25 protein-coding genes and 1 pseudogene are annotated in these 26,659 nt (G+C 67.2%); 12 read left to right on the plus strand and 14 right to left on the minus strand.

Features of this window, described 5'->3' with window-relative positions:
* Positions 1-139: 139 nt before the first annotated feature.
* Both ACFT9I_RS18840 and ACFT9I_RS18845 read right to left on the minus strand, forming a co-directional pair.
* Positions 140-682, minus strand: coding sequence for a GNAT family N-acetyltransferase (locus ACFT9I_RS18840; protein WP_382565556.1), 543 nt, complete (start codon positions 680-682; stop codon positions 140-142).
* 48 nt (positions 683-730) lie between these two features.
* Positions 731-1,168, minus strand: a complete 438-nt coding sequence (locus tag ACFT9I_RS18845; RefSeq protein ID WP_382565558.1) for a hypothetical protein — start codon at positions 1,166-1,168, stop codon at positions 731-733.
* 439 nt (positions 1,169-1,607) lie between these two features.
* Between ACFT9I_RS18845 and ACFT9I_RS18850 the strand changes: the two genes are divergently transcribed.
* Positions 1,608-2,258: a hypothetical protein gene (locus tag ACFT9I_RS18850; RefSeq protein ID WP_382565559.1), complete on the plus strand. Its 651-nt coding sequence runs from the start codon at positions 1,608-1,610 to the stop codon at positions 2,256-2,258.
* Positions 2,259-2,312: 54 nt separating this feature from the next.
* On the opposite strand, the gene ACFT9I_RS18855 is transcribed toward ACFT9I_RS18850, so the two are convergent.
* The 5 genes from ACFT9I_RS18855 to ACFT9I_RS18875 all read right to left on the minus strand — a co-directional run bounded on the left by ACFT9I_RS18855 (position 2,313) and on the right by ACFT9I_RS18875 (position 7,657).
* Positions 2,313-3,452, minus strand: a complete 1,140-nt coding sequence (locus tag ACFT9I_RS18855; RefSeq protein WP_382565561.1) for an RES family NAD+ phosphorylase — start codon at positions 3,450-3,452, stop codon at positions 2,313-2,315.
* 11 nt (positions 3,453-3,463) lie between these two features.
* Positions 3,464-4,648, minus strand: coding sequence for a hypothetical protein (locus ACFT9I_RS18860; protein ID WP_382565563.1), 1,185 nt, complete (start codon positions 4,646-4,648; stop codon positions 3,464-3,466).
* Positions 4,581-4,991 carry an esterase/lipase family protein gene (locus tag ACFT9I_RS18865; RefSeq protein WP_382565565.1) on the minus strand — a complete coding sequence of 137 codons (411 nt, stop codon included), beginning with the start codon at positions 4,989-4,991 and terminating at the stop codon, positions 4,581-4,583. The genes ACFT9I_RS18860 and ACFT9I_RS18865 overlap by 68 nt, the downstream gene beginning before the upstream one ends.
* 213 nt (positions 4,992-5,204) lie before the next feature.
* The gene (locus tag ACFT9I_RS18870) at positions 5,205-6,947 is read right to left on the minus strand and encodes an XRE family transcriptional regulator (RefSeq protein ID WP_382565566.1); all 1,743 of its coding nucleotides are present in this window, start codon (positions 6,945-6,947) and stop codon (positions 5,205-5,207) included.
* Positions 6,948-7,300: 353 nt separating this feature from the next.
* Positions 7,301-7,657: a hypothetical protein gene (locus ACFT9I_RS18875; RefSeq protein WP_382565568.1), complete on the minus strand. Its 357-nt coding sequence runs from the start codon at positions 7,655-7,657 to the stop codon at positions 7,301-7,303.
* A 424-nt stretch (positions 7,658-8,081) separates the two neighbouring features.
* On the opposite strand from ACFT9I_RS18875, the gene ACFT9I_RS18880 reads away from it, so the two are divergent.
* Positions 8,082-8,411, plus strand: a complete 330-nt coding sequence (locus tag ACFT9I_RS18880; RefSeq protein ID WP_382565570.1) for a hypothetical protein — start codon at positions 8,082-8,084, stop codon at positions 8,409-8,411.
* A gap of 99 nt (positions 8,412-8,510) precedes the next feature.
* On the opposite strand, the gene ACFT9I_RS18885 is transcribed toward ACFT9I_RS18880, so the two are convergent.
* Together ACFT9I_RS18885 and ACFT9I_RS18890 are read right to left on the minus strand one after the other, a co-directional pair.
* Positions 8,511-9,899, minus strand: a complete 1,389-nt coding sequence (locus tag ACFT9I_RS18885; RefSeq protein ID WP_382565571.1) for a Mucin-2 — start codon at positions 9,897-9,899, stop codon at positions 8,511-8,513.
* A 361-nt stretch (positions 9,900-10,260) separates the two neighbouring features.
* On the minus strand, positions 10,261-10,626 hold the full coding sequence (locus ACFT9I_RS18890) for a hypothetical protein (protein ID WP_382565573.1): 366 nt from the start codon (positions 10,624-10,626) through the stop codon (positions 10,261-10,263).
* Positions 10,627-11,177: 551 nt separating this feature from the next.
* Here ACFT9I_RS18890 and ACFT9I_RS18895 point away from each other — a divergent pair.
* On the plus strand, positions 11,178-12,797 hold the full coding sequence (locus ACFT9I_RS18895; protein ID WP_382565575.1) for a DHA2 family efflux MFS transporter permease subunit: 1,620 nt from the start codon (positions 11,178-11,180) through the stop codon (positions 12,795-12,797).
* A 240-nt stretch (positions 12,798-13,037) separates the two neighbouring features.
* On the opposite strand, the gene ACFT9I_RS18900 is transcribed toward ACFT9I_RS18895, so the two are convergent.
* Complete coding sequence (locus ACFT9I_RS18900; RefSeq protein ID WP_382565577.1) at positions 13,038-13,460, minus strand: SRPBCC domain-containing protein; 423 nt, start codon at positions 13,458-13,460, stop codon at positions 13,038-13,040.
* 183 nt (positions 13,461-13,643) lie between these two features.
* Here ACFT9I_RS18900 and ACFT9I_RS18905 point away from each other — a divergent pair, with 183 nt between their 5' ends.
* From ACFT9I_RS18905 to ACFT9I_RS18915, 3 genes are all read left to right on the plus strand, one after another.
* The gene (locus ACFT9I_RS18905; protein WP_382565578.1) at positions 13,644-14,660 is read left to right on the plus strand and encodes an aminoglycoside phosphotransferase family protein; all 1,017 of its coding nucleotides are present in this window, start codon (positions 13,644-13,646) and stop codon (positions 14,658-14,660) included.
* Positions 14,661-14,759: 99 nt separating this feature from the next.
* A complete protein-coding gene (locus ACFT9I_RS18910; RefSeq protein ID WP_382565579.1) occupies positions 14,760-15,074 on the plus strand; it encodes a hypothetical protein in 315 nt (104 codons plus the stop codon).
* 38 nt (positions 15,075-15,112) lie between these two features.
* Positions 15,113-15,529 (plus strand): tail fiber domain-containing protein, encoded by a 417-nt coding sequence (locus tag ACFT9I_RS18915; protein WP_382565582.1) that lies wholly within the window; start codon positions 15,113-15,115, stop codon positions 15,527-15,529.
* On the opposite strand, the gene ACFT9I_RS18920 is transcribed toward ACFT9I_RS18915, so the two are convergent.
* A complete protein-coding gene (locus ACFT9I_RS18920) occupies positions 15,523-15,987 on the minus strand; it encodes a hypothetical protein (RefSeq protein ID WP_382565584.1) in 465 nt (154 codons plus the stop codon). The genes ACFT9I_RS18915 and ACFT9I_RS18920 overlap by 7 nt on opposite strands.
* 247 nt (positions 15,988-16,234) lie before the next feature.
* Between ACFT9I_RS18920 and ACFT9I_RS18925 the strand changes: the two are divergent.
* Positions 16,235-17,399 (plus strand): annotated as a pseudogene (locus tag ACFT9I_RS18925) (IS110 family transposase); the annotation flags it as partial.
* 42 nt (positions 17,400-17,441) lie between these two features.
* Here ACFT9I_RS18925 and ACFT9I_RS18930 read toward each other — a convergent pair.
* Positions 17,442-17,660 (minus strand): hypothetical protein, encoded by a 219-nt coding sequence (locus tag ACFT9I_RS18930; RefSeq protein ID WP_382565647.1) that lies wholly within the window; start codon positions 17,658-17,660, stop codon positions 17,442-17,444.
* A 461-nt stretch (positions 17,661-18,121) separates the two neighbouring features.
* Positions 18,122-19,501 (minus strand): IS1380 family transposase, encoded by a 1,380-nt coding sequence (locus tag ACFT9I_RS18935; RefSeq protein ID WP_382565585.1) that lies wholly within the window; start codon positions 19,499-19,501, stop codon positions 18,122-18,124.
* A gap of 765 nt (positions 19,502-20,266) precedes the next feature.
* Between ACFT9I_RS18935 and ACFT9I_RS18940 the strand changes: the two genes are divergently transcribed.
* From ACFT9I_RS18940 to ACFT9I_RS18960, 5 genes are all read left to right on the plus strand, one after another.
* Positions 20,267-21,319: a hypothetical protein gene (locus ACFT9I_RS18940; RefSeq protein WP_382565586.1), complete on the plus strand. Its 1,053-nt coding sequence runs from the start codon at positions 20,267-20,269 to the stop codon at positions 21,317-21,319.
* A gap of 127 nt (positions 21,320-21,446) precedes the next feature.
* Positions 21,447-22,280 carry a hypothetical protein gene (locus ACFT9I_RS18945; RefSeq protein WP_382565587.1) on the plus strand — a complete coding sequence of 278 codons (834 nt, stop codon included), beginning with the start codon at positions 21,447-21,449 and terminating at the stop codon, positions 22,278-22,280.
* Entirely contained in the window at positions 22,277-23,062 is a 786-nt protein-coding gene (locus ACFT9I_RS18950; RefSeq protein ID WP_382565589.1) for a hypothetical protein, read from the plus strand. Before ACFT9I_RS18945 ends, ACFT9I_RS18950 begins: the two co-directional genes overlap by 4 nt.
* A 191-nt stretch (positions 23,063-23,253) precedes the next feature.
* Positions 23,254-24,111 carry an abortive infection family protein gene (locus ACFT9I_RS18955; RefSeq protein ID WP_382565591.1) on the plus strand — a complete coding sequence of 286 codons (858 nt, stop codon included), beginning with the start codon at positions 23,254-23,256 and terminating at the stop codon, positions 24,109-24,111.
* Positions 24,112-24,152: 41 nt separating this feature from the next.
* A complete protein-coding gene (locus ACFT9I_RS18960; protein ID WP_382565593.1) occupies positions 24,153-25,091 on the plus strand; it encodes an abortive infection family protein in 939 nt (312 codons plus the stop codon).
* A 243-nt stretch (positions 25,092-25,334) separates the two neighbouring features.
* Here the strand turns inward: ACFT9I_RS18960 and ACFT9I_RS18965 are convergent, their stop codons facing one another.
* Positions 25,335-26,651 carry a hypothetical protein gene (locus ACFT9I_RS18965; RefSeq protein WP_382565595.1) on the minus strand — a complete coding sequence of 439 codons (1,317 nt, stop codon included), beginning with the start codon at positions 26,649-26,651 and terminating at the stop codon, positions 25,335-25,337.
* Between the last annotated feature and the right edge of the window lie 8 nt (positions 26,652-26,659).

The following is a 26,659-nucleotide window of genomic DNA, read 5'->3' on the forward strand; positions in this document are numbered from 1 at the left end:
CTTGTCCGACGGGGAACATTCCCCACCGTTTCGGTGTCTCATGAGACATCGTGAGGTCTGCCTGACATGCAAGATCCCGTGTTCATCGGGGCGATCACGGGATCTTTTGTCGCGATGGTGTTGAGACAGATGCTTGGCGTCAGAGCGGTGCCAGGATCATCAGGATTTCGTCGCGATCGTCTCCGGGAGCGAGGCGAAGAGCGCCGGGCCAACGACCGACCTCCTTCCAGCCGAGGCGGCCGTAGAAGTCCTCCAGCCCAACGCCGCCGCGTGCAGCCAGGCGGAGTTGTTCCAGCCCCATCTTGTCGCGGGCGATGTCACGAACGTGATTCATGAGAGCAGCCCCGATGCCCCGGCCTCGCAGGCCTGTCCGTGTCTGGACATGTTGGAGCGTCCCCCAGTGGGCGATGAGCTCAAAAGGATCACGCCGAACATTCAGCCACCCGGCGAGGTTGCTGTTGCTCGATGCGATCACGAGGCGGCTCGTCTCAGGGACAAGGCCCTCGATGAGGGAGTCGACCGCAGGGGCGGCCTGGCTCGCGTCGATGGGCGGGAAGGGGAACCCTGCTGCTCCGCCGGCGTTGGTGACCTCAATCCAGCATCCGATGAGTGCTTGCCTCAGCTCCGGCGTGACGTCACCTGGGGCTGTGACCTGTCGCAGGTCGAGGGGTCCACTATTCATGCAGGAGATCCTTGCACCCAGCACTGACAGTTCTGGGTGGGCCCGGGGTCAGCATGGGCCGATCGTTTCGGTTCGGGAGGTGCGTCGTTCGTCGAGCGCAACGATGGTGCCGCGTCCGGCGAGTTCTTCGCGTAGGCCCGCGTTGTCATGGTGCAGGGCAGCGATCACGGTGGCTGCTGCGTCGAGGCGGCCCTGGAGCTGGGTCCGCTCACGCTTCAGTTCTTTCAACTGACTCCGGACTTCAGCGAGTTCGCTGTCTCGGCGGGCTTCGCCGGGGGTGCGGGCGCCGGTCGCGGCTGTCCGCTCGTTCCACTCGGTGAGGATGTCGAGGGCCCGGTTCATCGTGGCCCTGCTGACGTCGGCTTCCTTGTAGAGGTTCTCCTTGATCAGACGTCCGTCGGTGCGGGTGGGCTTGCCCGCCAGGAGCCGTTCCATGGCGGTTCGCAGGGCCTTCTGGGCCTGGTCGGAGATGCGGGTGCCGATCATTTATCGGCCTCCGGATCACGGATCGGACGTCGTCGAGCTGGACGTTGAGCTGATCGCGGCGGCATCGAGGGAGCTTCGGTGTCTCCAGCAGGGTCAGCAGGCTGGTCTCCTCACTCCGCCAGATCTTCAGGTGCTCGGAGGTGATCACGCTGTTGTGACAGCGGCTGGGCTGGCAGCGGTCGATCAGGGGGCCGGTGTGGCCGGGCGGGATGACCGCCTCCTCGATGCACTTCGCCCCGTCGGGCCGGTCCTGGTCGAAGGTGCAGTGGTTGAGCTTGCCGAAGCGGAGTGAGACACGGGTCTTGCGGAGCATGTCGTATTCGGTCCGCTTGTCACCGCTCTTAGCGGCGCGGGTCGCCTCGTCAGCCGCCCTCTTGACCGCGTCGAAGGTGTTGGCGAGATTCTCGGCACCTGGGCCGTAGCCGATGGTCTCGCCCGCGTGGTGCCGTTCGTAGAGTTCGTGCAGGCGGTTGAACCGGGTGTGCTCGATCGCGGTGTCCAGCAGGCGGGCCCAACGGGTGTCGGAGGCGGCATAGCCCTGGGTGGATCGGTTGGCCAGGGCCCGGACCGCGGCGTGTTTGAGCTGGAGTCCCAGGGCGATCTCGGCGCCGTGCTCGTTGCTGACCAGCATGGACATCGTCTTGCGGAACTGGTGCGGCGCAATGTGGTCGTCCGGGATCTCCGGCAGTCCGGTGTCCTGGCGGTGTGCGTTGACATGCCGGACGAAGTGGTCGATGAACTTCTGGCTCGCGCTGAAGCGATCGGCGGTTTCGGGCAGGCCGGGATCGGCGAAGACGAGTTCGGGATGGAGCGCGAGTTCTTCGGCGACCACGACCGCGCGGGCGACCGGTTCCGTGATCCACCAGTGCTCCAGCGGCCTGCCGGGATCTTGTTTGCGCTTGCGGGAGACGACTGCGGGAGCGCCGAAGAACTCGTCGACCCGGCCGCCGCGGCTGATCTCCCGGATTACTGGCGGGAGGGGGTTATTCCAACCGTGCGGTATTCAGGGCACCGACCCAGGCCGGAGGGCTTCTTTGGTGCCTGGGTGAGATCCTCCGGTCAGGCGACGGGCTCCAGCCACGGAGAGTGACACAGCCTGGCTCGAGACCTCATCAGAACGCATAACGGCTCGACCATCGAAGGCTTATGGCGGAGTGACAACACGTGCTTTATGCGAAGCACGCGCGACCACCAGCTCAGTACGCGGCTGGAGACGAAGCATCGCGCCGGGCTTGTCTACTCGAGCATCGATGCACCCTTCGGGCCCGGTGAACATCGCGTAGTTGACGCCCCCGTTCTGCGCGGAACGGAAGATGATGCCCTCCGCGTGCAGGGGGGACAGCCAACGGAAATATTCGGTGAGGACCTGAGTAGGGACGTACGCGGTGTGTTCTCGCCCGTCCAGCACCACGGGCTGGCTCAAGTCTGCAGCGAAGGAACGGATGAACTCGACCTGATAGAGAAGGGACCCGCGGTCCGGGGCAAAGATGCTGGGAGAGGCAGGGACGATCGACAGGTCGATCACAGGAACCGGACGAACCAGTTCGAAGGCCGCCACTGCTGCGTAGGGGCGTGGATCGTGTGCCGATATTTCCGCGACGGCGGTTTCCACGTCTGCGGAACCGTAGAACATCGACACGCCTGCTGGGCTCATACGATTGGCCGTGGCCCGATCCCGGGGAGTGGACCCGATGGTGGCAGCAACGTAGCCCGGGTAGGTGGTATCCCTCCTCATCCGGCCGCGCCATACCTGGTGGCCAGCCGGCAGCGTACGAACCAGCCCCAGCCCTTCCAGGACGGCTGACACGCCATCAAGCATGTCCAGCTGAGACCGCTCGTGCGGACCGACGCCAGCCAACAGGGTGAACCGTCGCTGGTGTGTGACCCGATCCCGAAAGGCGGACCACGGCTCCAGAGCGGCCCCGTCCTGCTCCTGGCGCTGGAGGGGCGCACGGAGCTGCCAGGAGGCGTGCTGTGCCCAGGCCTGCACAGCACGAGTTACTTGTGGGTCCAGACCCCCGCGGCAGACGTCCTCGACGACAACGCCTGTGGGGATGCCTGGCTCGAGCTTGTCCAGCCGCTCGTACTTCTCATGGACACCTTCCATGACACTCCGGGCGAGGCAGTCAAAGTCAACGGCAATTGGCCCGGTCGGATCCTCCTGGGCACAGAAAGAGCAGTGTCTTGAGGTCAGTGACTGGCCAAGGTGACGGCGCAGGTGCTTGTCGAACACATGGCTCAGGCACACCGATCGCGAGGGGAGAACCACATCGGACGAAGACACCGTGCGTCTCCCTACATGATCTGGTCGTATGCTCGTTTCTTCGCCTGGAGTCGGCCGTACAGGAGATCGAAGATCGTCCTGCGGCGGGTCGTGAAGTGGATGCTCCAACCCGGGTCGTCAGCTAGTTCACTCATCATCGACTCCCAGATCAACTCGAAGCTCTCCACCACACTCATCCTCCCGCGCCCCGCTCCGAAGAGTGGGAAGCAGATGGAAGACAAAGGGATCCCCAGCCCTTCTCTCTCCCGTCTGGCCAAGTCGAAGGTGTTGTGCACGGCCCGGGGAATCGCCTGAGGTGCAATTCTGTAGTTGTTTGTACCAGACATAGGGGTGGCAATAGCCGCGTGATAGATTCTTTGGACGTTTCGTCGTCGAAGCGCGCCGGATGGCGTCGGTGCCACCGTCCCCTCCGGGACAGGCAGACCGTAAATGCCGTGGCCGCGAAGCCAGGTGGAGAGGTGCTCGCCGGCGACGTCCTCGAGGATCTGGCCGCTTGCACTCTTCTCGGCTGCAGCCCAGCGAAGGCTGCCAGAGGTCGACGGTTTGAAGAACTGGGAGAGTTGAAGGTAGGTGTTCTCCGAGGAGACTACGATGTCGACATTCCTGAGCTGCTCTACTGGTCCGCCGTGGAGGAAGAATTCGGTTGGGTGGCTTACGGTGCCGCTGGCGGGGACGGTAATCGGGCCGACGACCTCCAGCTCTTTCAGAACGTCAGCAACGGCAGGGGCCGGTCGGCGGTGATGTGGAATGTCCGCCTCAGGCTGCGGCTCAAGAGGGAACGGCTCGTCCAAAGCTCGCGCCAACTCCTTGCGAACTGCGTGGACGAGTCGGCTGTCCGGTCCGTTCGGCCGGATGGCAGAGAAATGGTCACCAGGGAGTACAACCGTCTCAGGGAAGAAACCAGCGGCGGAGGACGGAACAACCACATTGTCACTCTCACCGGCGTAAGCGACGATCGGGATTGGGCATCGGTCCCGTGAGACATCCAGGGCCCTGACGATTCCGTCGAGGATCCTGCGTTGTGTTTCCAGCACCGAGGACTGCAGCGGCTTGAGTTCGCGCTCCTGGGTATTTCGGGTCATCGGGATCAGTCCTTTACGAGCCAGCAGGAACAGATCAGACCCGTTGTTAGGACAAGCAAACATCACCAGCCGGCGAATCCTTGCGAGATCTTTGCCTCGGCCCGCCTGCAGCATGCGGGACAGAAACCGCTGGGCAACCAGGGCCGCCCTGACTGTGGGTGACCAGGACTACCCGTTCGTGTTCGGTGGCGAGATCCCCGATGAAGCTGCGCAGGCTCTCGGCCACGGTGTCCAGATCCGGCATACGACGCAGAGGGTTCCAGGTGACTGGTCGCGTCGCGTACTCGAAAAACAGGAAGTCGAACTGGTCCGCCACGGCGGGGATCGCGGATAACTCTTGCCGCAACGGCGTCCAGGTGGCCGGCGAGGAGAACAGCCCATGCACGAAGACGATCGCTGTCTGACGCAAATCTCCCCCTGGAGTCGTGCCCGGCTTCTGGACCTCCGTCGGCATCATACGGAGATCTGCGGTAGCACGTCGTGCCGTGCCGAGCGGTGATCGTAGGCGCGACCGAAAGTAGCAACTCCGGTTCGCCCGCGAAGCGGCCCGCTCTCGCCCTGGCCAGATCCGCAGCAACCAATGGCCACACCTCCCCGCGCCATAGGTGCCTCACCTGTCGCAAGGCATCATCCAGCCCCCAGCGGCGAATGACCTGCCGGACCAATTCTCTTACCGCTTGTTGGCCTCGCGCTCGGCGCGGGCGGCGAGGTACTCGGCCCAGTCCCTTCGGGCGTAGGCGACCCAGCGGAGTGCGGTGTGGCGGTGCATCCCGGTCACGTCGGCGAGGATCGGGCTGGGGAGATCAGCCGCGAGGGCGGCCAGCGCCGCGTTGCGAACCGGGATGCCGTGCCTGTTGAGCTTCTGGGTCATGCCGTGCGTCGAGATCGGCTTGCCCGGGACCATGCCCGGAAAGAGCCATCGAGGACCCGGGCGAACTCGCGAGAGCTGCGGCCGCAGCTGGGGTTGCTCGGAGAGGTGCCGCAGGAGCTCGGCGAGTCTTGGAGGCAGTAGGACGGGGTGGCGGCCGAGGACGAGGTGGGCGTCCTTGTCGCCGAACTTGAGGTGCTCGGGCGTCAGGTGGCAGAGGCGTTCGGTGGACGGGCCAAACAGCAGGGTGATCGCGCCGGCAGCGCGGACGTCCGTGGGCAGGGCATCGTCGGTCAAGCAGTGCAGGAGAAGTGGCCATCGATCGTCCTCGTCGAGCAGGTTCTGGGGCTCCTGGCTCGGGATGGAGGGGACGGTCAGCTCGCGGGTGAGCTGGCGGCTCGTGGTCCATTTCAGGAAGTACCGGATCAGGTAGCGGCGTTGGCTGGTGGCTCCTGCGATCCAGTCGTCGATGTGCTCCTGGGTGAGATCGGTGAGAGCCCGGCTGCGCTGGTCGACCCAGGCCAGGAAGTCCAGGGCGACGCTGACGCGGCGCCGCAGGTCGCGGTCGGCAGAGGCGGGGTGGCGGCGCATTGCGGCCCGTTGGCGTGCGCGTCGGAGCAGGAACCAGTTCAGGAACGGGCGGGTGAGGCTGGCGTGTGCGGCCGGCTTGTCCGCAAGCTCGTGCTCCAGCCAGCCCGGGATGCGTTCGAGGTCTTCATTACGTTCCTCCAAGACCCCCGTGTGTAACAGGAGTTGGCGGATATAGCGCTGGTTCCTGCTGGGCGGGAGCTCGTCCAGCAGCTCGTGGCTGAGCTCGTGTCCTTCGGACGCCAGCTGGGCGAGGAGCTTGGTGTTCGGACTCTCCTTGAGCCACTGGATGGCGGGGAACGGTGAGGGAGCGGTGGCCAGCGCGGCCGCGAACGGTTCCAGCTGCGAGGTGATCGTGCCGTCGGGCCCGGCCAGCAGGGCGTTGACCCGCTCGGCGAGGACACAGTGAGCGCATCGGCCGTGGCCGTGGGGGTTGCCGGTCCGGCCGCACTGCTTGCAGGTGTGGTCGGCGGCGAAGCCGACACATGGTCCGCAGACATCGGCACCGCCGTCATCCCGCGCGATCAGTGGCTGGACCATGCCGCAGCGAGAGCACTCGGCCGGTGAGCGGAGCACGGCGGTGTAGCAGGTCATGCAGACCGGCCCGATCGGCCAACGGGTGTTGACCGGCTTGGTCCGGCCGCAGCGGGCGCACGGCTCGCCGGTGCGATGACGCTGGTAGCAGGTGGCGCAGACCGGCTGTCCCTGTTCGTCGCGACTGGCGCAGGGGCGGACTCGGCTGCAGATCGAGCAGGTCGCGTCGGGGCCCTGGTAGCAGCCGTCGCAGAGGTCCGGCTGCCCGTCGCGCGCGTTGCGTGCGATGCGCTTGAGCTGTCCGCACCGACCGCAGAGCCGCCGTGGCCGGCGATGACGGTTGTAGCAGAGGTGGCAGAGTGCGCCGTCGTCATCAACGAGGGCGGCGGCTGCGGTCTTTCCGCAGCTCACGCAGGTGTGCATGGGGTGTTTCCAGCACTTGATGCATAGCCCTCGGCCGTCGTCCCGTCGTACCACGGGGTGTCGGAGCTGCCCGCATTCGGCGCACTCCTCGAACGTGGTGGGGTCGGCGCGGTAGCAACGGTTGCAGATCGGTCCCTCGGGGCGACGAGCGACGCGCGCTGGCCATCGCGGTGGCACCGTGCACAGGTTTCGCGTTTACGGCTTCGGGCGTCGCACGAACCACAGAGGCGCCCTTCAGCGCGGAGTTGCCGCAGGTCAGACCGAATTTTTTCCGCAGTGTGAGGCCGAGCACTTCCTCGCCTTTGTCGGCATAGCCGCACTCCTCATCTGCCACCGCCGACTGGCCACTCTGCTCAGGGCCTGAGCCGGTCCTGCTGCACGTCGAAACAGATCAGCCCCATCGAGTCAGCCAGGGCTGCCGCGTACGCTGACACTTCCTCGGCCATGCTCCATCTCATTCCGAAGTAGATGAGCGGACCGCTTGCACCATCGATCAACGGCCCGACCGACCAGGGCGAGGTCTCCCCCTCGTCTTCGGTGATATCGCACCACTGCTCAAGAAGAGCGGTGACGTAGGCCGCGATGAGCTCGGACGCCGGCTCCCCGTCCTCGCCATCGAGATAGCGGTCGTACAGGTCACTGAAGAAGCGGCGGGCCGTCCTTTCATCCGGAGGCCGATCGCCTTCCCAGACAGCCAGGTCGTAGCTCATGCCCGGAGGCTCTCACACCGCACTGACACACATCTGAGCCGTTCAGCGGCACGCGCAACACCCAAAAGAAACGACGTCTTATTCGTCGCGGGCGAACCGTGCGTATCTACGTCGGCGGGGCATCCGCTGCACGATTCCGGAACCCGCCGACCAGGCCAGCCACTGCAGACGCCGGGGAACGGTCGGCGGGCGGCATCCGGCTTTCGACCGTGAGGACTGCAAGGCCCGGCATGCGGTCGAGTGCGGCAGCAACCGGCTCAAGCGGAACCGGGCGGTGGCTACCGGTTCGACAAGCTCGCGCTCCGCTTCGAGACAACCCTCCTCGTCGCCGCGATCAACGAATGGCTGTGACCTGCCGGGAGCGTCAGTCCCGCATGTCATCCTAACCGCGTCCAGGTGAGCGGGGCGAGAGGAGCCAGAGGCGATGGGGGCTGCGTATTACCGCGCGGACAGCGAGAATGGCGACCGCATCGACGACCCTTCCGAGGACGCGCTGTTCATGCTGATCGACGACCTCAACGACTCGGACAACACCTTCGTCGTCATCCAGCCCGACGAAGACGACCCGGCCTGGTTCACCTCCGTCGCAGTCCTGGACGATGGCGGCTACGAAGTCGTCCGCCGCGACATCGCCCGACCCGAACACGACGTCACCACCGAAAACAGCATCGACCGGATCGCACGCGACCTCACGATCTGGATGGCCGACCGGGACTTCCCCGGACGGCCCACTCGGCGCAACAGCAACTTCTAGAACACGGCCTGGAGGTGTCTGGTCGATCATGGCTTCGGGCGGGCCCGCCTGTACGAGCCGTAGGGGAGCGGCGCAGGTCGGGGCGGTTCTGCGCAGCGGTCAGGCGGGAACGCCGGCCCGGTCCAGGACGGCGGCCATCTCGTCCTCGGGGAGCGCCGGGTTGGCACCCGCGCTGGAGGCCAGTTCAGGGACATGCAGCACCTCGCGGAGCCGACGGAGCGGGAGGCGCGGGTCGCCGGCCGCCTCCTGGCGTGTCCAGACCGCCGGGTCATGGCTGAGCCGTTCGATCAGCACGGGTGTGGCGGCGGGATCCCGGACGGCCAGCCGGCGGTAGTTGCCGTCCGGGTGGTCCGCGTAGCGTGCGGCGAGGCCCTCGCGGGGGAAGCGGGGGTGCGTCTCCGCCATCCAGGCGGAGAACGTGCCACCGAGTCGCGCGTACACACGCATCAGGATCTCCTCCGGGGTGTCGGGGTTATACACGCCCAAGAGGTCCTCCACCACCGGGTCCTCGATGCGCGTGAGCAGGTGCAGGAGGTCGGGCGGCAGGTGGGGGCTCTGGGCGGCGGTGCGCCGGAGCAGCGGGTGGGCGGAGGTCGCGGCCCGTCGCAGCACCTCGGGGTCGGCGAGCCCGTCCCGTATCCACTCCACGTCCCCTCTGGCGAAGGCTTGCACCGTGAAGTCGATCGACATGCGTCGTGTCTCGTCCAGTTCCGGCCTGACGGAGACCGCGAGCCGTACGTCCTCGTCGGGGTCGACGGCGAGTCGTTCCACGAGGTCGGTGGGCAACGACGGGTTCTCGGCGAGGGCGGCCAGGTGTGTCCGCTCGGCGACGCACCGCTCGGCGTCGGCGCGGTGGAGAAGCCCACGCCGCAGCGCCTCGGCGGCGGACTTCGGATCGCGGAGGAGTCCGGCGGTGACGCGTGCGTCCTGCCGGCACTCCCTCAGCGCAGCGGCCTGCCGCACCTCGGGGTCGGGGTCGGCAAGCAGCGCCGACCGCTCACCCGGCGACAGCATCGCCCACGCGCGCGTCGCGCTCCGGCGCGCCGCAGGATCGCGGTGCGTGGCCAGCGGGGCCACGAACGACGGCAACAGGTGGGGCGAGTTCAGCAGGGCCGCCCGTACGGAAGGGTCGGGATCGGCGAGCAGGCGGGCGCACACCTCGTCCGGCAGCGGCGCGACCGTCGTACGCGGGACGAGCTCGGGGCCGTACGCGAGAGCGGCCCGCACCTTGGGAGAGGGGTCGTCCGCGAGCCGGGCTCGCTGCGCGGGCTCCGCCTTGGTGCTCATCGCGAGGTCGATCCGAGCGCCTGGATTCGGGTGGGCCAGGATCACCGTGACGGCCTGCTCGGGAAGTCCAGCCCGTTGGAGGGCGTGACACGGCGGACCGTTGCCGCCGCCGTCGAAGGCGAGCAGGCGCAGCAGCAACGGTGTCGGCAGCGCCGGGTTGCGGGCGACTCCGTCCAGTGCGGACGCGTGGAACGCGACCATGATTTCCCCCGATGTCTCGTCGGTCCGTCGGTTGGTCCACGGCCATGATCCCTTACGCCCGGCAGGCCGTGGCATTCGATGAGGCCACGCTCCAGTGGCGGGAGTTGCACGGCCGTGGCTCCCGACTCCCCAGTTCTGGAGCAAGTCACACTCGGAGCCAGAGCCGGACCGAAGCCACGGTGACGGAGCTGTGTAAGACGTACGCGCGCTTGTCGAACCCGGTGGGCCTCGCCGCAGCTCACCGTACGGCCGCGATGTCGGACCGGGCTGGCTGGACGGACCCGTCGAACGACCTACGCCTCCGACGTTTCCCGGCTCATCAGCACAGCATCACGACCCCGCCCCGCCCGGCACGACGTCTTCAACCGGTCTGGATCCAGGTGGTGATCGCGAGGATGGCGGGCACGGGGAAGGCGAGGACGCCTGCGAGGAGGAGGCGGCTTTCCGCCGTGAGCCGGCGGACGCCGGGTGCGAAGGCCAGCGCGATGAGCGCGGCAGCAGATCCGGCGACGATCAGCACGTAGCGAAGAAAGAGCCCTCCCGCAGAGACCCCGGCCGCCAGGCCCCAGACCGTGGTCATGCTGACGAGGAACGCGAGCCAGGCGAGGGACACGAGGGTGAGAGCCCACAGCACACCGGCCATCACGGCGACGGCCGTCCGCCGACGGTGAGGGGCAGGGGACGGCTGCCACGGACCGTAGAGAGTGGAGTACGTCTTGGGGTTCACCGGCGGCGCCTTCCGTGAGGGGGGTACTCATGATCCTCGACTGCGGGACGGTGCCGTGGCATGAGCACGGATGCTCACCTCTCGGCGGGCGCGTACCTACCCGACCCGGTCACACTTCCCAACGGCTCGAACGACAGGGTCGATTCGGTGAGCACGCAACTGGGGAGCGGCTCGCCCTGCGACGGCTGTCGCGCCGGCGGGTGCGTGGTGGGGCCCGGCTGACAGACCGTCACAGTTCTGGCGGCCGGGGGCGTTCGATGCCCTCAAGTTCTGCCGATGGCAGCCGTGTTGAAGCCCCGTTGGTGTACGTGACGGCGGCCGTGGTGCTGTCGGACAGGTGGCCCGCGTCGTCGACGAGGGCACGGCCGCGGCGCGCTCGTGCGGTACCTGCTCGACGCTGTCGCCCCCGCTGCGCCGAGGACGCTTCCGCACAGCCGCCGGGCGGCTCAGGTTCGCCCGGCTGCCCGCGCGGTGAAGAGAGGGTCGGAGCCGTCCGAAGGAGATAGTCGGCCTGACGGGCACGCCCGTCAGGCCGAGAAGAAGGAATGAGCATGCCTGAAAACGAGCCGGACGACCCCCACCCGGGCAGCGCCCCCCACGCCTCCGGGGCCGGCCCACACCGTCGCAACCACGGCAGACCCGGGACCGGGCACGCCCCGCCCGCACCGAACAAGTGGTGGACACTGACCGCCGTATGCCTCGGCACGTTCATGCTGCTGCTGGACATCACCATCGTGAACGTGGCACTGCCCGACATCCAGCGGTCACTCCACGCCAGCTTCTCCGACCTCCAGTGGGTCGTCGACGCCTACTCCCTCACCCTGGCCGCCCTGCTGCTCACCGCGGGCAGCCTCGCCGACATCTACGGCCGCAGGAAGCTGTACGTGATCGGCCTGGTGATCTTCAGCCTCGCGTCACTGCTCTGCGGGATGGCCGACGGCTCACTGATGCTGCAACTCTCCCGTGGTCTCCAGGGAGTCGGCGGCTCCATCATGTTCTCGGTCTCACTCGCGCTGCTGGCGGACGCCTTCCGCGGCAAGGACCGCGGTGTCGCCTTCGGGGTCTGGGGCACGATCACCGGACTCGCGGTGGCCATCGGACCGCTGCTCGGCGGTGTACTCACCACAGGACTGTCCTGGCGCTGGATCTTCTACGTCAACCTGCCGATCGGTGCGATCGCCGTCGTGATCACCATGATCAAGGTCGCCGAGTCCCGTCAGCCCGAGGCCAAGCGCCCCGACTGGCCGGGCTTCGTACTCTTCACCGCCGCCCTGTCCAGCCTGGTGTACGCGCTCATCCAGTCCAGCCACGACTCGTTCTCCGACCCGGTCGTCATCGCGTGCCTGGCCGCGTCGGTCGTGCTGCTGGTCGCTTTCGTGGCCCTCGAGTTGCGCACCCCGCAGGCGATGTTCGACCTGTCGCTCTTCCGTAAACCGACCTTCACCGGCGGTCTGGTGGCGGCCTTCGGTCTCAGCGCCTCACTCCTGTCGATGCTGCTGTACCTGGTGCTCTACCTCCAGGACGTGCTCGGCTACAGCGCCCTGGGCGCGGGTGTGCGGCTGTTGCTGATCTCCGTCGGTATCCTGGTGGTGTCCACGGTGTCCGGACGGCTCTCCTCGCGGATGCCGGTGCGGTATCTGATCGGGCCCGGTCTGCTGCTGGTGGGCGGCGGGCTGCTGTGGATGCGCGGCCTCGACGCGTCGAGCCAGTGGACCCATCTGATCCCGGGCATGATCATGTCCGGGGCGGGTCTCGGCCTGGTCAATCCGCCGCTGGCGTCGACCGCCGTCGGTGTCGTCCAGCCCGCGCACGCGGGCATGGCCTCGGGCATCAACTCGACCTTCCGCCAGATCGGCATCGCCACCGGCATCGCTCTCCTGGGGACCCTGTTCTCCAGCAAGATCAAGTCCTATGTGACCGACCACATCGGTGCGATCCCGGGTGTCGGAGAGTTCGGCTCGCGCATTTCGACCGCTGTTCAGTCCGGTACGGTCACACAGACTCTCGACTCCCTCCCGCCCGAGGCCCGCGCCCCGGTCAAACATCTCGCCACGGCGGCCTTCACCTCGGGCCTGAACGAGATCCTCCTCGTCGCCGCGCTCATCGCCCTCGCCGCCGGGGTGGTCTCTCTGGCCGCGATCCGCACCAAGGACTTCGTCCAGTCACCCTGAGTTCCGTCGTTGGCCCCGGTCCGGTCGGGTCGGGCCGGGCCTTTCGTCCGCCGGCGCGGGATGCCGCGTCCGCCCCCTGGCACACTTGCGCGCAGCTGTACACAGGGGGACTGAGCGGGATGTCGACGCGCGGTTCGAAGAACTGCCCCGGGGGTTGCGGCGGATGGCCGCACCGCTGCCGTACCGGCCTACTCACCGGCGGGCACTCAACTGCCCTCCCGGAAAAGGACGTTACCCGGCTCAGACTCCTGCCAGGAAGGCGGTGAGGCCGTCCAGGAGCATGTTGCTGCCGTACTCGGACCGGTCGCGATCTTCGACGCTTTCGAAGGTCTGGGACAGGGTGATCCGGGTGCGGTCGCCGTCGCTGTCGGCGGTCAGGTCGACGGTCATCAGGGCGAGTTCCTCGCGGCCCGGAACGCTCATGCCGATCACCAGTCGCTTGTTCTCCACGACCTCGATGTAGCGGCCGGACAGCGGGACGCGGGTGCCGCCGGGGATGACCATGACGGAGCTCCAGGCGCCGCCGGGCCGGACATCGAGGGAGACTTCCTCGGCGTTGGCCCACTGCCCGTACTGGTCTGGGCGGGTCCAGGCGGCCCAGACCTGCTCGGTCGGCGTCTCCAGGGTGCGGGTGATGGCGTAGTCGAAACCGGCGGTGGTCATGTCTGTCTCCCTCTGTTCGATCCCGCAGTCGCGGGGTCAGGATTGGCTTTCACCGAGAACGTCGGAGCCGGTGACACGTTCTCGACACCGCCCGGAAGATTCTTTTCCCAGTTGCCCTTTGCCGTCCGGCGCGCGGCCCAGCCGGCCGCCTCCCTGTTGACCTCCGGCACGCTCCCTCGGCGTGTGGGCGACGCGCAGCGCGAATATGCCCAGGGAGGTCGGCGCGGCCGCTGGTCTAATACGCGATGGAGAACATCCAGAACGGGGAAGCCCAACCCCCCCGACCCATGGCTTGCGCACTTCGCCGAGCGCGGGCACACCGACGTCCGCCGCATCGGTGCTGGTGTCGAGGGCGGCGTCTACCGGCTGGGTGAGGGCCGGGTCGCCAAGGTGTGGAGCGGTCGGCCTCCAGCGGAGTACGCGCTCACCCGCCAGGTGTACGCGGACATCGCGCGGCACCCGTTGCCGTTCTCCACCCCGGAGATCTTCGACATCGAGGACCACGGCGGCGTCCTGGTGACGTACGAGCGCGAGTTGCCCGGGATCTCGATGCGAGCCGACTCCGCATACGTGAACTATGGGCGCGCACTGCCCACCCAGCACAGCGGCGCACTACTTGCCGTTCTGCGTGGCCTGGCCTCCGTACCCGGCACCGACGCCATGCGGCAGTTGACTGTCCAGGGGGATGACCGTCCGCTGTGGCGGGATCACGACTGCTTCCGCGACGCGCTCGCAGCCCTGGTCGCCCGGGCCGCTACCCGGCACGGTGCCGCCCCGGCCGGCTGCGTGCCGGACTTCGACGCGGGAGTCGCACGCACGCAAAGGGCACTGCGCTCACTGCCCGACGCCCCGGTGACAGCGATCCACGGCGACCTCGTCCCGCCCAACATTCACATCGACGCCACCGGCCGGCCCGTCGCGGTGCTCGACTTCGGCTTCTATACGACCGCGGGCGACCCGGCTTTCGAGGCCGCCGTCACCGCCGCCATCTGGGACATGTACGGGCCGCACGCCGAGGAGCACACCGCGGAACTCACCCGGCTCTTCGCCCGCGAGCTCGGGTACGCGCCGGCGACTCTCACCACCTATCAGGCCGCATACGCCCTCACCACCTACGATCTCTTCGGTCTGGACGAAAGCGACGGCCACTTCCGGTGGTGCGCGGAACTGCTTCGCCGCAACGCCGTGTTCAGCGCCTGAGGTGGGCGATGAGGCGCAGAAACCTACGTGTCTTCAAGGGAATTAGGCCGTTAGAGGTATCGCGGACGCACCCGGTGTCCCGGCCTGGAAGGATCCTTGATGTCCACGAAGCGCGTTGCCCGCCGTCTGCTGGTGCTGACAGCCACGGCGGCTACCGGTACAGGTGCGTTGAGCGTTCCGGCCGTCGCGAGCACGAACATTCTGGCGGCCGGCAATGCCGCTTACGACACCACGATGATCAACAAGGAACGTGAGGTCACGGCTGCCGGCGTGACGGCATACAGCAGCGGGGTGGGCAGCAGTCTGGTCCAGCTGCCGGTGAACAGCCCTGAGAACCGCGGTGGTGGGGGCAGCCTGCTCTTCTCGGATCGCGGGTTGAAGACCGACGTTGCCGCGGTGGTCTGGGAGCGATGAGCTACTGGCGGTCGAAAGCGTCCCTGGCCAGGAGATGGATGTCGGCACTGGTCAGAATGCGCCTGGGGCACGGTACTTCGGCGGCCGGTCTGGCGTCGGCCGCCGAGTCGGGTGCGGTGCGCGGCAGCGATCCGGTCAACGGTTACCAGGTGCTGGAGCAGGTGGTGCAACTGCCGGTCAGCACGTGGCGGTACCACTGGGACCCGCCACACGTACGCCACCTTGGCCCTATGGCGCAGGACTGGTGGAAGGCGTTCGGGGTCGGTGAGAACGACCGAACGATCTGCTGCACCGATGCCAACGGAGTGGCCATCGTCGCCATCCAGGCACTGCACCGGGAACTGACGGACCTACGAAACGAAGTCGCGGCCCTACGAGCCCAGAGCTCACCGGCACAGCACCCCAGCGGTCCCGGAGCCGCCGAGCCCCGGTTCCGAGACCAACGCAATCAGTGAGTGACCCTGGGTCGGCGTAGCCCACCGGTCCGGGCACGGTGACGACCATCGATCACGACCCCGCCCCCGATAGGCAGCATCGAGTCGACGACCAGGCTCCTGCGCTGCTGAGTCACGCTCGCCGCGCCCACGTCATTTCCGCTGAGCAGCAGGCGGCAGTCGACCGTCTCGGACGGCGTGCAGTACGGCTCGAACGTCACGATGGCGTGCACGCCGAAGACGACCAGGCCCACGCTGACTCCGAGGGAGAGCAGCCACAGCAGGAAGGCCGCTGCCGTCAGCACCCAGTCGCCGGCGGCCAGCACCGCGCCCACGATGACGCTGCCGCTGATGATCGCCACGTAGCCCAGGGCGACCCATCCCCACCACCTGGTTGCGAACCCGACCGGCAGCAACACTACGGAGGACACCAGGCACCAGTACAGCCCGTTGCTGAGGCTGTCCCGTACATCTCCCATCGGTCCGCCCCCCATTACCTTTTTCGTGGTTCCGCAATGGGGCTCCCGGCCTCCGGGTCCGGCATGACTTCCCCCCTTGTTACATGATCCGGGGGTGGTGTCACCGGGCTCGGAGGCACTGACTGACCGCTGATTAGGGGCATGACCACCGGCCTGTCCGGCAGTCCGGGAGGCTTTTCGCAATGTGGATGTGGCGGAACGGTGCCGTGGGTGAGGCCGGGCGGGGCACAACCAAAGGACGCACGTGATTGACACCGGCGACATCGACGTCGGCCTGGACGTCGGCAAGGGCGAACACTCCGCCACCGCTGTCACCCCGGCCGGGAAGAAGGCGTTCGACAAACGCCTGCTCAACACCGAGCCCAAGCTCCGCGAGCTGTTCGCGAAACTCCAGGCCAAGCACGGAACGGTGCTGGTCGTGGTAGACCAGCTGGCCTCGATCGGAGCCCTGCCGCTGGCGGTTGTGCGGGACATGGGCTGCCCGGTCGCCTAGCTGCCCGGCCTGACGATGCGGCGGATCGCCGACCTCTATCCCGGCGAGGCCAAGACAGACGCGAGGGACGCGTTCATCATCGCCGACGCCGCCCGCGCGATGCCCCACACCCTGCGCTCGATCGACCTCGAGGACGAGACGATCGCCGAGTTGGAGATGATCGTCGGCTTCGACGACGACCTGGCCGGTGAGGCCACCCGGGTCGCGAACCGGCTCCACGGCCTGCTCACCCAGATCCACCCGTCCCTGGAACGGGTGCTGGGGCCGCGGCTGCAGTATTCGGCCGTCCTGGCCCTGCTGGAGCGGTTCGGGTCACCGGCCCAGATCCGCGAGGCAGGCCGGCGCCGCCTGGTCACGCTGCTGCGGCCGAAGGCGCCGCGCATGGCCGAACGGCTGGTCGAGGACATATTCACCGCGCTGGACGAGCAGACGGTGGTGGTGCCCGGCACCGAAGCGGCCGCGCTGATCGTCCCGAGCCTGGCCGCCTCGCTCGCCGCCTTCCTTGACCAGCGCAAGCTCCTGGCTGGCCGGATCGGGGAACTGCTGGAGGCACACCCTTTTTCCCAGGTTCTGATCTCGATGTCAGGAGTCGGGATCAGGACCGGCGCATCGAGGTCGGCGACGGCAGCAACTTCCCGACCGCCGCCCACCCGCCGCCTACGCCGGACTCGCCCCTGCCACCCGCAACCCGGGCTCCTCGATCAGAGGCGAACAGCCCTCCCTCAGAGGGAACAAGCAGCTCAAACGCGCCTTCTTCCTCTCCGCGTTCGCCGCCCTCGGCGACCCGTCCTCCCGGGCCTACCACGACAAGAGAATCGCCCAGGGCAAGCACCACACCCAAGCCCTCCTCTGCCGCGCCCGACGCCGGGCCGACGTCCTCTTCGCCATGCTCCGCGACGGCACCTTCTACGAAGCCCGGCCGACCACAGCGATGAACCATCTACGGATCCTCGCCAGTCGCTCAGGGCCGGGCCAGACCGACCACGACGCTCACAATCGAGGCGGTGGCCAGAACACCACAGGTGAACCTGACCATCGCCGGTGTCAGGAGCCGATTGACCCCTACAGTGTTCGCCATGAAGCCATGGATCCGCCACGCAACATCGCGATAGTTGAACGCCACCATCAAAGTGGCGGCACCAAAGACCACACCCCACCCAACCTCTGCCCACGCATTCATCGGTTCCCCCACAGAGACAGTCGATGCCCAGTATCGATCCTGGGCGCTTGACCAAACCCTTAGGGGCACCCCCAGCCATCGCCGCCACCTGTCACGGGTGTTGACGCCCGGCGAGGACCGAGACATGGCGGAGCCATGCCGACCGACGACAACGCGGCGAGGCGCGACACTGACAAATCTGCTAACGATCACCAGATAGATGATGCGCTGACCTGGAGATCTAGTGATCGTTTCGGGATTGTGCGCTGTAGTGCGGTGCGGCTCTGAGCTGGGGTTTCCGGGGAGCTTTGGGATCTAGCCTCGATCTTTCTTGACGGTCCGCCGACGGAGTCGGCGGACCGTTTCGCTTTCGGTGGCTGAGGGTGGGCAGGCCAACATCCCGAGTGTCGCGTCGGGTGAGCGCCGGGGTTCCACTGCTCCGGTGTGGTGGTGCGGATCGTTGGGGTGGTCGGTGTGGCTGGTCAGCCGGGGCTCGGCAGGGCCTTGAGCCGGTCGATTGCCCGGGTGATCTCGTCGGTCCAGGGCCATCGCGCAGTGAAGCGGAGCCAGCGGCGGCGGCCGGCGCTCACGAGCTGGGCGGCGGCGGAGAACAGCCTCAGACGGAGCTTCTTGGGTTCCCAGCGGCGGGTGGCGCCGGTCAGGGCGAGCATCGGCATCCAGGCGAGGAGGTCGAGTGCGAGGGAGACGATCTCCAGCCAGATCCGGTTCTGGGCGGTGTCGTGCAGGGGCAGATTCCGCAGGCCGGTGTCGCGGGCGCCTCGGATGCGGTCCTCACAGCGGGCCCGGCGGCGGTGACGCAGTTCGAGGTCGGCGAGCTGGCCGCCTTTTGTATTGGTCGCAAAGCAGGTCAGCCGCAGCCCGTCAAGGTCAGTGAAGCGCAACTGGGCGCCGGGGTGAGGCCGTTCCTTGCGGACGACCAGCCGCATCCCCTTCGGCCACGTGCTCAGGTCGGGCATGTCGGTGATCTCCGCGACCCAGGCCCCCACCCGTTCGGTGCCGCCGGCGTCGTAGGCCGGCGTCCACGCCTTCTTCGGAATCTTCAGGACAGCCTGGTGGATGGCGTCGGTGATGGTCATTCCGACGGAATACGACAGCCACCGGCCGGGCCTGGAGAGCCAGTCGAGGAAGGCATGGGTACCGCCGGCGGAGTCGGTGCGGATCAACGTCTGCCGGCCCCGCCGCAGGTGTCGGGGCAGTTGGGCCAGGGCGAGCCGGGTGGTTTCGATGTGATCGGTGGCGGTGTTGGAGCCTGCGTTGCCGGGCCGCAGCAGGGCAGCCACCGGCTCTCCGGACCCGGCCTGGCCGTGCTCGACGAACGCCACCAGCGGGTGATGGCCGAAGGTCTTCTTCCAGGTCGCGGTGGCGTCCTGCTTCTCGGAGTGCGCCAGGACCAGCACGCCGTCGATGTCCACGATCACGGTGCCGTCGGCGGCCGGACCGTCCGCACCGGCCAACTCCCAGACCCGCGACCGTACTTCTGCCCGCGCCGACCGGATCGCGGTGAGCGCCTTCGGCCCGGCTGCGGCGAGAGCGTCGACGAGACGGGAGACCGTCGGATCGGAGGCCACCGGGCCGAACATCTCGGGCTCGGCCCGCAGCATGCCGATGTCGGCCAGGCAGTCTCCGCCCAGCGCGACGGCCAGGGCCACATCCAGAAGGATCCTGCCCGGATCGTGCACCGTTCGCGGCTTGCGCCACGGCGCCATTGCCGCTGATATCGCGGTGTCCAGGCCGGACGTACGGACCGTCTCGACCAGCAGCACCGCCCCGGCCTGCGAGACCGCCCCGCGGCCACCACCCTCCACGTGGACACGCGGGTACAACCCGATACGCTTACTCACCTGGAAAGTGCCTCCGACGGGCGCGGGAACGAGGGCCTAGACAATCCTCATTCTCGCTGGTCAGGGGCATTTTCCGCTCTTCTGACCACCCGTCGGACAACCTGCTCGGGTGACTCCGCGAGGTTGGCTACGCGGATTCCATCACGCGATGGTGATGAGGCAAACGACCCTGACCGCACCCCGGGTCCCGTTCTTTACCGTGCGGGCGACCTCATCACTGCGAGCATAGACGGACACGCGACGGCGACCAGGGAGTGCTCGGAGCAAGATCGTATGCCCGCTTCACCTGAAGGGTGCTCCTCTCCTCGCACCCAACCGGACCCTCGACAAGTCCCGATGCCGCTGGTCAGGAGTACTTCTCCCAGCTGTGATCAAGTCGCGGACCGCCCAGTTCGTGAAAGCCCGAGGCTAGAGAAGCGCTGAGGTGCAGGTTTAGTGATCGTTTCGGAATGTAGTGATCGGCTCTGGATTCTTTTATGGCTGCGTGGTCCGGGTAGCTAGGTTTGTGCTGGTCAGGAGTTGGTCTGGCGGATCGCGTCTGTGGCCGACTACGGCGAGAAGCAAGGGCGCCCGCCGGTGGGCTCAGCCGCGGCCGGTTGTTCGTGGGCAGCACGGCGGGGGAGTAGGCGGATAGGCGAGTGGGTCCGGCCTCGAGGTCAGACCAGGCCTGCTCCCGTATGCGGTTGCGAGCTTGATTGCCGGAGCGGGCCGGTGCCGGACCGGAAATCCTGCACGTATGTCAGTGGCGGTGACGACACTTGGTCCATGACGCTTGACCGTGCCGATCTGGCACCGCCGCTGCTGGTCCCTTCCGGATCGGCGTTCAACCCCATGGTGCTGGACCGGCCGACGCTGCTTCCTGTCCTCGACACCAATGCGCTGCTGGTCGAAGCCTGCTCTCTGGCCAAGCACGGCCGTCGGCAGGACCGGGTCACCGCGCTGGCCAGCACCGGCCGCGCTACCCCGTATATCGCCGCGCATGTCCCCGGCGAAGTCGACGAACACCTGGCCAAGATGGCCGACCAGTTCAAGGTGGCGGAGCGTCAGGCACGCCGCGTACTCGATCAGCAGATCTGGCCCGCCCTTCGGGTGGTCGACCTGGAGATCCGTGATCACCTGTCCTGGCGGACCCGTCACATCCTGCGGGTCGACCGGGAGGTGCCGCTGAAGTACCGGGGCGACCCGGACGACGCACCCACGATGGCGCTCGCAGAGTTCCTTGGACCGTGCGTCATCGTCTCCCAAGACAGTGTCTTCGAGCGCTTCGGATTCGCCGTCATCGAGTGGATCCCCGTCGCCCAGAGCGTGCTGCGCCTGGCCGGCCTGGAGGCCACCGCCGCGAACGCGCTGGTACTCATCGAGCTGGCACTCCGGCTGCTCGGCGCGGGCGCCCACCGCCTGGCGGGCCTCGCCGCGCGCAACCCGCTTGCCGCATCGGCCGCCGTGGGCGGACTGCTGTGGTGGTGCTACCACCGTGGCTACCTGACCCGCGACAACTGGCGGCGGACTCTCTCGCGGATGGGGGATGCGGCAAGGCCGTTGCTGGAATTGGCTGAAGCCGGGATGACCGAGCACCAGACGCTCAATGACTCGCTTCTGGTGGTAGAGCCCCCGGCCTACCCGACCAGCGAGCAGCTGGCCGCCCGCTACCTCGCACGCTGTGGCCGGCCCCTGACGCCCGGCGAACTGCGTGACGCGCTCGCCCGACGCGGCCACACGATCTCCGCCGCGCAGTTGAAGCGCGAGATGCTCACCCACCGCGCGTGCATTCGCGCCCCCGGCGACCTGTGGACCGTCGGCCGCCCGGTGCAGGGATAACAGATCGTGTGCTGGAGAGATCTGACCCGCCTCGGACACCACGGGCCTTGGTGAGGTCAACCATCCCCGGGGCGCGGAACGACGAAGGCGACCGGGGTTGTCAGTGGGGCAGGGCAGACTGGACTCCGTGACGACCTCCGACGTTCGGGGCCTGGAGCAGCTTGAGCGCGCCGTCCTGGACGACACTGCCTCTCTCGCCTCTGCCCTCCGGCAGTGCCTCATGCTGGCTGGCTACGCCCACCATGAGGAACTGCGCGCCTGGGCGCTGGAGGAACTGGAGGGGTACCCGGCGGCAGATGAGCTGCCTTCGTACCGGAAGGTGCCGGCACCGCTCGAAGCGGAGTTCGTTGTCAACCTGCCGGGCTATAGCCACCAGGTCAACACCCAGCGGGTCAGTGTTCACCGGCTGCCCCAGAGCGCTCGTGAGCGCGATATCGGGGAGAGCGCACCGATCCGGCAAGGGGTCCGGGAACTCGAAGCTCTGATCGCCATCAGCGACAGGACGGTGCATCTCAGCCCACCTGGATCAGCCGAGTACGCCCTGGAAATGACACGGCAGCAGCAGCAGAGCGGCCAGGAGTTCACCGACGTCACGTCTCTGTACTGGGCGATCGCCAAACCGAGCATCGAGGGCGTCCTCGATCACATCAGAACCCGTCTGACCCAATTCGTCGCGGAAGTGAGAGCAGCCATGCCCGCCGGCCAGCAAACCCCCGACCCCAACCAGATCGACTCGGCCGCGCAGCAGGCCCTCAACATCACGGGAGGTGATGGCTCCACCTTCAACATCTCCGCACCGCACGCGAAGGCGGACCGCGGGGCCTCCGCGAGCGCCAACATCAATGAACCCGCGCCGACGACGCCTCAGCCCTGGTGGCACCGAACCTCGGTCATATGGACCGCCGTTGCGGCAGTGGCGGCGATCGCCGGCGTCATCGCCACCGTGATCGTGGCGAAGTGAGACTCCGCCGCAGCCGCCTGGATCGACTGGAGGACGACGTCCTCAACGAGAGCCGCCCGCTCGCCCCGATCCTGCGCCAGGTGATCGCCCTGGGCGGGCATGCGCACTCCCAACCGCTACGCACCTGGGCACTGCGGGAACTCCAGGGCTACGAGGGCACGGACGTGCCGATCCCCGACTACCGCAGGATCTCGGCACCCTTGGTGATGGACGGCATCGCAGGGAGGTTCCAGTTCCGGGAACAGCCGGTCAGCAGGTTCGACCTGCCCGACTTCGCCCGTGAAAGCCTGGGCGACGTACTCCGCCTCGGGCAGGGTGTCGGACAGATCGAGTCGCTCATCGCCCGGCAGCCAGGTCAGACGGTGCAACTCGCACCGGCCCTGGCTGCCGAAGTAGCCGTATTCATGAGCCAGAACCCATCCCGGCAGGTGCTCAGGCTGTACTGGGCTGTGCACCCGTCGGCCATGGAGGGGGTCCTGGACCAGGTCCGTACCCGGCTGGTCCAGCTGGTCGGGGAGCTGCGGGCCGCCATGCCGCACGGCCAGCAGGACCCGACACCAGACCAGGTCGCCCAAGCCCTCCAGAACATCAACATCGTCACAGGCGACAACTCCTCCGTGACGGTCACCGCGCCTGTTGCAGTCGCGCACCGACGCGGATCAGCACGTGCCGAGATCGGCGGAACGGCGCAGCGGAGCTTCCCGTGGATTCTGGTCGTGTGGACCGCCTTGGCGGCCCTTGTGACGGCAGCCGCTGTGACCACCTGGGTGACGTGGTTCTGATCCAGTTGGAGGGCTTCGCGGGCGCTCCCCGCTCGGGCGGCAGAGGCGTGACGCCGCTCGCCTCCAGCCGAGCATCGGTGAAGGGAGAAAATGCCAGGGTCTTGCGCATGCCAGCCCCGTAATCTGCCTATATGGCCACCCCTGATCGTGAACTGCTCTCCCGGACCGCCCGGAACGCCGTCCGGGCACTGATGAGCGATCTCGTGGCAGGGGCGATCGGCGAGTACTGGGAGAACGAACACTTCGCGCAAAACCCTGACGCCACTCCCGGCGAGGGCGGCGTCCGCAAACAGCTCTTCGACTCCTACGCCGCCTCCGTTGACTGGACCGACGACGACCACGTGACCCGGGCCCTGCGAGTGTTCGAGAGCATGCTGCGCCGCCTCGACCGTGACAACCGAAAGTTCAGCGGAAACGGCTTGCCTGCCGAAACGGTGGCGGACCTGCGGGAGGCGTTCGCGCGGGACGGCTGCAGCCTGGACGACGAGCTGCGCCTGCATACGGCACGCGTTGCCCGCCTGACCGTGCACGCGGACGCCCTGACCGAGGCATCGGGCATCCAAGCCGAACTGGAGCGGGTCCGCAGGTTCGGGGCCGACTACCCTGACGACGCCATCGGCGCGGCCAAGCAGCTGATCGAGGCTACCGCCAAGCTCGTACTGCTCAAGCGGAACCTTCCGGTCGACGAACGTCAGGATCTGCCCGCCCTGATCAAGCAGGCGCAGCAGGCACTTCACCTCCACCCTGTGGCAGTGCCGCCGACACGCAACGGCGGCAGCCCGGACAACGCCGACAGCATCAAGCGGATCCTGGGTGCCCTGACCTCGGCTGCCATCGGCGTCGCGGAACTGCGCAACAGGTACGGAACCGGCCACGGGCGGCTGGCCGCACCTACCGGACTCAGGCCCCGGCATGCCCGTTTCGCCGTCGGCACGGCCGCCACCTGGTGCGAGCTGATGCTCGACACCCTCGCCGACGCCGACGCCCCCTGGCGCAAGGTTTCCGCGACGACCCCGCCTGCGGGCGGCACACTCACGACATCGACATGAGCTCGCGTGAGCCAGCGACCCTGACAGGAAAGAGCAGCCCCGTGGCACCGCAGCAGCTCACCGTCGTCACTCGCCAGCGCCTTCTCGACCTGCTGGTTGTCGAGAAGGTTTGGTGGTGGGGCGCTCTGGATGAGGTGAGGTTCCTGGAGCGCCTGTACGACCTGGATGCCCTCGAAGGCGATGGTTTCCGGCGTCTGACGGCCCGGGAGGACATTACTCAGCACTGCCTGAACAATGACGACTGGCCGCCGGAGTGGGTGTTCACCGACGACCGCTTCGGCCTCAACGACGACTCCCCGCAACCGCTGCTTAGATTCCTTGCTGAAATGCTTCACCCCGTGGTGCGGCGCGACCCGGCTGAGGTCCAGCATTTGGCAGGGAAGTTCAACGACCTCCTTGCGGCCGACGGCTTCGAGCTCTCCCCAGCCGAGTACATCAGCGGGCTGCCGGTCTACGCAGGCGGGGCCCGCGCGACTTTTCATGGCGCCCGGCCGGACTGGAAGTTCGAATCACGACCGCTCCTGACCGACCCCCGCGTACTCCACGAACATCAGGAGCGCATCAGAGCTGGCCTGGAACGCGACCCGGCGGCAGCGATCGCCTCGTGCAAAGAACTCGTCGAAAGCTTGTGCAAAATCATCCTGGAACAACAAGGCATCGAGTTCCCGCCCGGAGAAGACCTGCCACCCCTATTCAAGCGCGTCACGACGCTGCTGGGCCTGAATGCCGACGCAGTGGCCGACCACGCCAAGGCCAGCGCCACGGTGGTCAAGATCCTGCGCACACTCACCACGACGGTGCAGGGCCTGGCCGAGTTGCGGAACCAGCTCGGCCTCGGCCACGGGCGCGCTGCACCGAGCCCAGCGCTGACCCGCCATGCCTGGCTGGCGCTGAACAGCACCGTGACCGTGACGGAGTTCGTGCTCGACACCTGGCAGGACCGCATCGATCGAGGGAAACTCCCACCTCGCTCTCAATAACCTCGCGCCCAGCGAGTCCGAGGTTGGTTCAGTGCCTGGAGCTTGTCGACGGTGAGCTTGCCACGCCTCGCCCCGATAGCTGGCGCCGCCCATCACACACAGGCGCTGCTCCTGACCAACGCCGAGGCCGCCGACTGGCTCACCGCCAACTGCCGGCCCCGGGGAGGTCAGCCATCCCTGGGGCTGGCAAATGAGGTCACGTTTGACCGCATGGCGGCGACCAGGGGCCGCGGGCGGGCAGGCTTACCGCTGCTCAAGCAGGAAGTCGACGGCGCAGTTGATGCGCTTGCTGAGATCGCTGAGGGTGTACTGGGAGCTTGGATTCAGCGCCGAGAGGTTGAGCTGTTCGTTCAGGCCGTACTGGACGCGGCGGTGATGAGCGCCAATCCCTTGGAAGATCCACGGCACCATCTTGACCATGCGAACGTCGGTCGGCCCGGCATTGATGAACCAACCGCCGGGTATCGGGAAGAACCGGTCGAACGCCTCCAGCGCCAAAGGGACCTCCTCGACTGGGATGCCGGAGTACCTCGACATCCACTCAAACTCCTGCTCCTCCCGGTCGTCGAGGTAGAACCCTCCCCAGCCCCAGAGAAGCTGCTGCCAGAAGGTGGCGTAACGGCTGAAGTTCGGCTGCTCGCGCAGCCAAGTCATACCCCTGTGGAATGTCGCGGGCAGCGCGTGATAGGTCAGCCCTTGGAAGATCCAGTTCTTGCCATCCTCCAAGATCAGCTCCGGAGCACCATCGGGGTGCGCGAGCGCGTAGTCGACCGCCGCCTTCAAGATCGAGAGTCGGGCGCGGTGTTCGAGGTACGTGCAAGCCTGAAGCTCCGGGTACTTCCCTTCAAACAACATGGCTCTGTAGCTCGCGCTGTCGGGAGATTCCGACTGCGGGTCGAACGCAACGCCATCCAGTTCGTGCGCGTAACCACGTGTCAGCTTCGGGTGCTCGCCGTACGCCTCGTACAGCAACGCCAGGGACTCTTCTGGAGCGCGCGCGAGGAAGGTGCCGTTGTTGATCTGGCGGTGGTAGGCCTTTGCCGCCTTGGCCCCCTCATCCCCCTTCTTCGCCTGCTTGTGGAGGAGCTTTACGAACCTGCGCTCCACACCGTACGAATGTCGCCACAGTTCGATGAGTTCCTGCGCTGCGAACGTTCCGAAGCCCTTCTCAGTGAACTCCTCCGGGGCGGCCCTGAAGTCGTCGAAGCAGACAACGTCCAGCCCCAACGGCCCCATCTTGCTCGGGGCGGTCTTACGGTCGTCCCACCTCGTGATGAAGAAGGCGCCATGTTGGATCTTCAGGTACTTCATCCAGCCGACGACCTTGAACAGATCGGTGTACCCCCAGCCTCCACCCTTGACCTCGGTGAGCCGCCGCATGGCTCCTTCGTGCGCGTAGTCGGTGGTGACGATGTCGAGCTCGAAGATGTCCGCCGGATCGGACCCCACGATCGACTTCTCCACGTAGTGGCCCGACGCCTGAAACAGCGCGGCCACGTAGTCCTCGAGTTCTTCGCCGGCCGCCGGGATGTCCGGCAGCTCCACGACCTTTTTGCTCATCAGTAGCC

This window comes from Streptomyces sp. NPDC057137 (genome assembly GCF_042670825.1).
Lineage (GTDB): Bacteria > Actinomycetota > Actinomycetes > Streptomycetales > Streptomycetaceae > Streptomyces.

What these genes read in the sequence shown, in the direction of transcription:
- ACFT9I_RS18895 (WP_382565575.1), top strand. Translation starts at nt 11,178, where the DNA reads ATGCCTGAAAACGAGCCGGACGACCCCCACCCGGGCAGCGCCCCCCAC.
- ACFT9I_RS18880 (WP_382565570.1), top strand. Translation starts at nt 8,082, where the DNA reads ATGGGGGCTGCGTATTACCGCGCGGACAGCGAGAATGGCGACCGCATC.
- ACFT9I_RS18920 (WP_382565584.1), bottom strand. Translation starts at nt 15,987, where the DNA reads ATGGGAGATGTACGGGACAGCCTCAGCAACGGGCTGTACTGGTGCCTG.
- ACFT9I_RS18865 (WP_382565565.1), bottom strand. Translation starts at nt 4,991, where the DNA reads ATGATGCCGACGGAGGTCCAGAAGCCGGGCACGACTCCAGGGGGAGAT.
- ACFT9I_RS18870 (WP_382565566.1), bottom strand. Translation starts at nt 6,947, where the DNA reads ATGCACACCTGCGTGAGCTGCGGAAAGACCGCAGCCGCCGCCCTCGTT.
- ACFT9I_RS18965 (WP_382565595.1), bottom strand. Translation starts at nt 26,651, where the DNA reads ATGAGCAAAAAGGTCGTGGAGCTGCCGGACATCCCGGCGGCCGGCGAA.
- ACFT9I_RS18930 (WP_382565647.1), bottom strand. Translation starts at nt 17,660, where the DNA reads ATGAATGCGTGGGCAGAGGTTGGGTGGGGTGTGGTCTTTGGTGCCGCC.
- ACFT9I_RS18845 (WP_382565558.1), bottom strand. Translation starts at nt 1,168, where the DNA reads ATGATCGGCACCCGCATCTCCGACCAGGCCCAGAAGGCCCTGCGAACC.
- ACFT9I_RS18900 (WP_382565577.1), bottom strand. Translation starts at nt 13,460, where the DNA reads ATGACCACCGCCGGTTTCGACTACGCCATCACCCGCACCCTGGAGACG.
- ACFT9I_RS18885 (WP_382565571.1), bottom strand. Translation starts at nt 9,899, where the DNA reads ATGGTCGCGTTCCACGCGTCCGCACTGGACGGAGTCGCCCGCAACCCG.
- ACFT9I_RS18915 (WP_382565582.1), top strand. Translation starts at nt 15,113, where the DNA reads ATGTCGGCACTGGTCAGAATGCGCCTGGGGCACGGTACTTCGGCGGCC.
- ACFT9I_RS18840 (WP_382565556.1), bottom strand. Translation starts at nt 682, where the DNA reads ATGAATAGTGGACCCCTCGACCTGCGACAGGTCACAGCCCCAGGTGAC.
- ACFT9I_RS18860 (WP_382565563.1), bottom strand. Translation starts at nt 4,648, where the DNA reads ATGCTGCAGGCGGGCCGAGGCAAAGATCTCGCAAGGATTCGCCGGCTG.
- ACFT9I_RS18875 (WP_382565568.1), bottom strand. Translation starts at nt 7,657, where the DNA reads ATGAGCTACGACCTGGCTGTCTGGGAAGGCGATCGGCCTCCGGATGAA.
- ACFT9I_RS18940 (WP_382565586.1), top strand. Translation starts at nt 20,267, where the DNA reads ATGACGCTTGACCGTGCCGATCTGGCACCGCCGCTGCTGGTCCCTTCC.
- ACFT9I_RS18910 (WP_382565579.1), top strand. Translation starts at nt 14,760, where the DNA reads ATGTCCACGAAGCGCGTTGCCCGCCGTCTGCTGGTGCTGACAGCCACG.
- ACFT9I_RS18955 (WP_382565591.1), top strand. Translation starts at nt 23,254, where the DNA reads ATGAGCGATCTCGTGGCAGGGGCGATCGGCGAGTACTGGGAGAACGAA.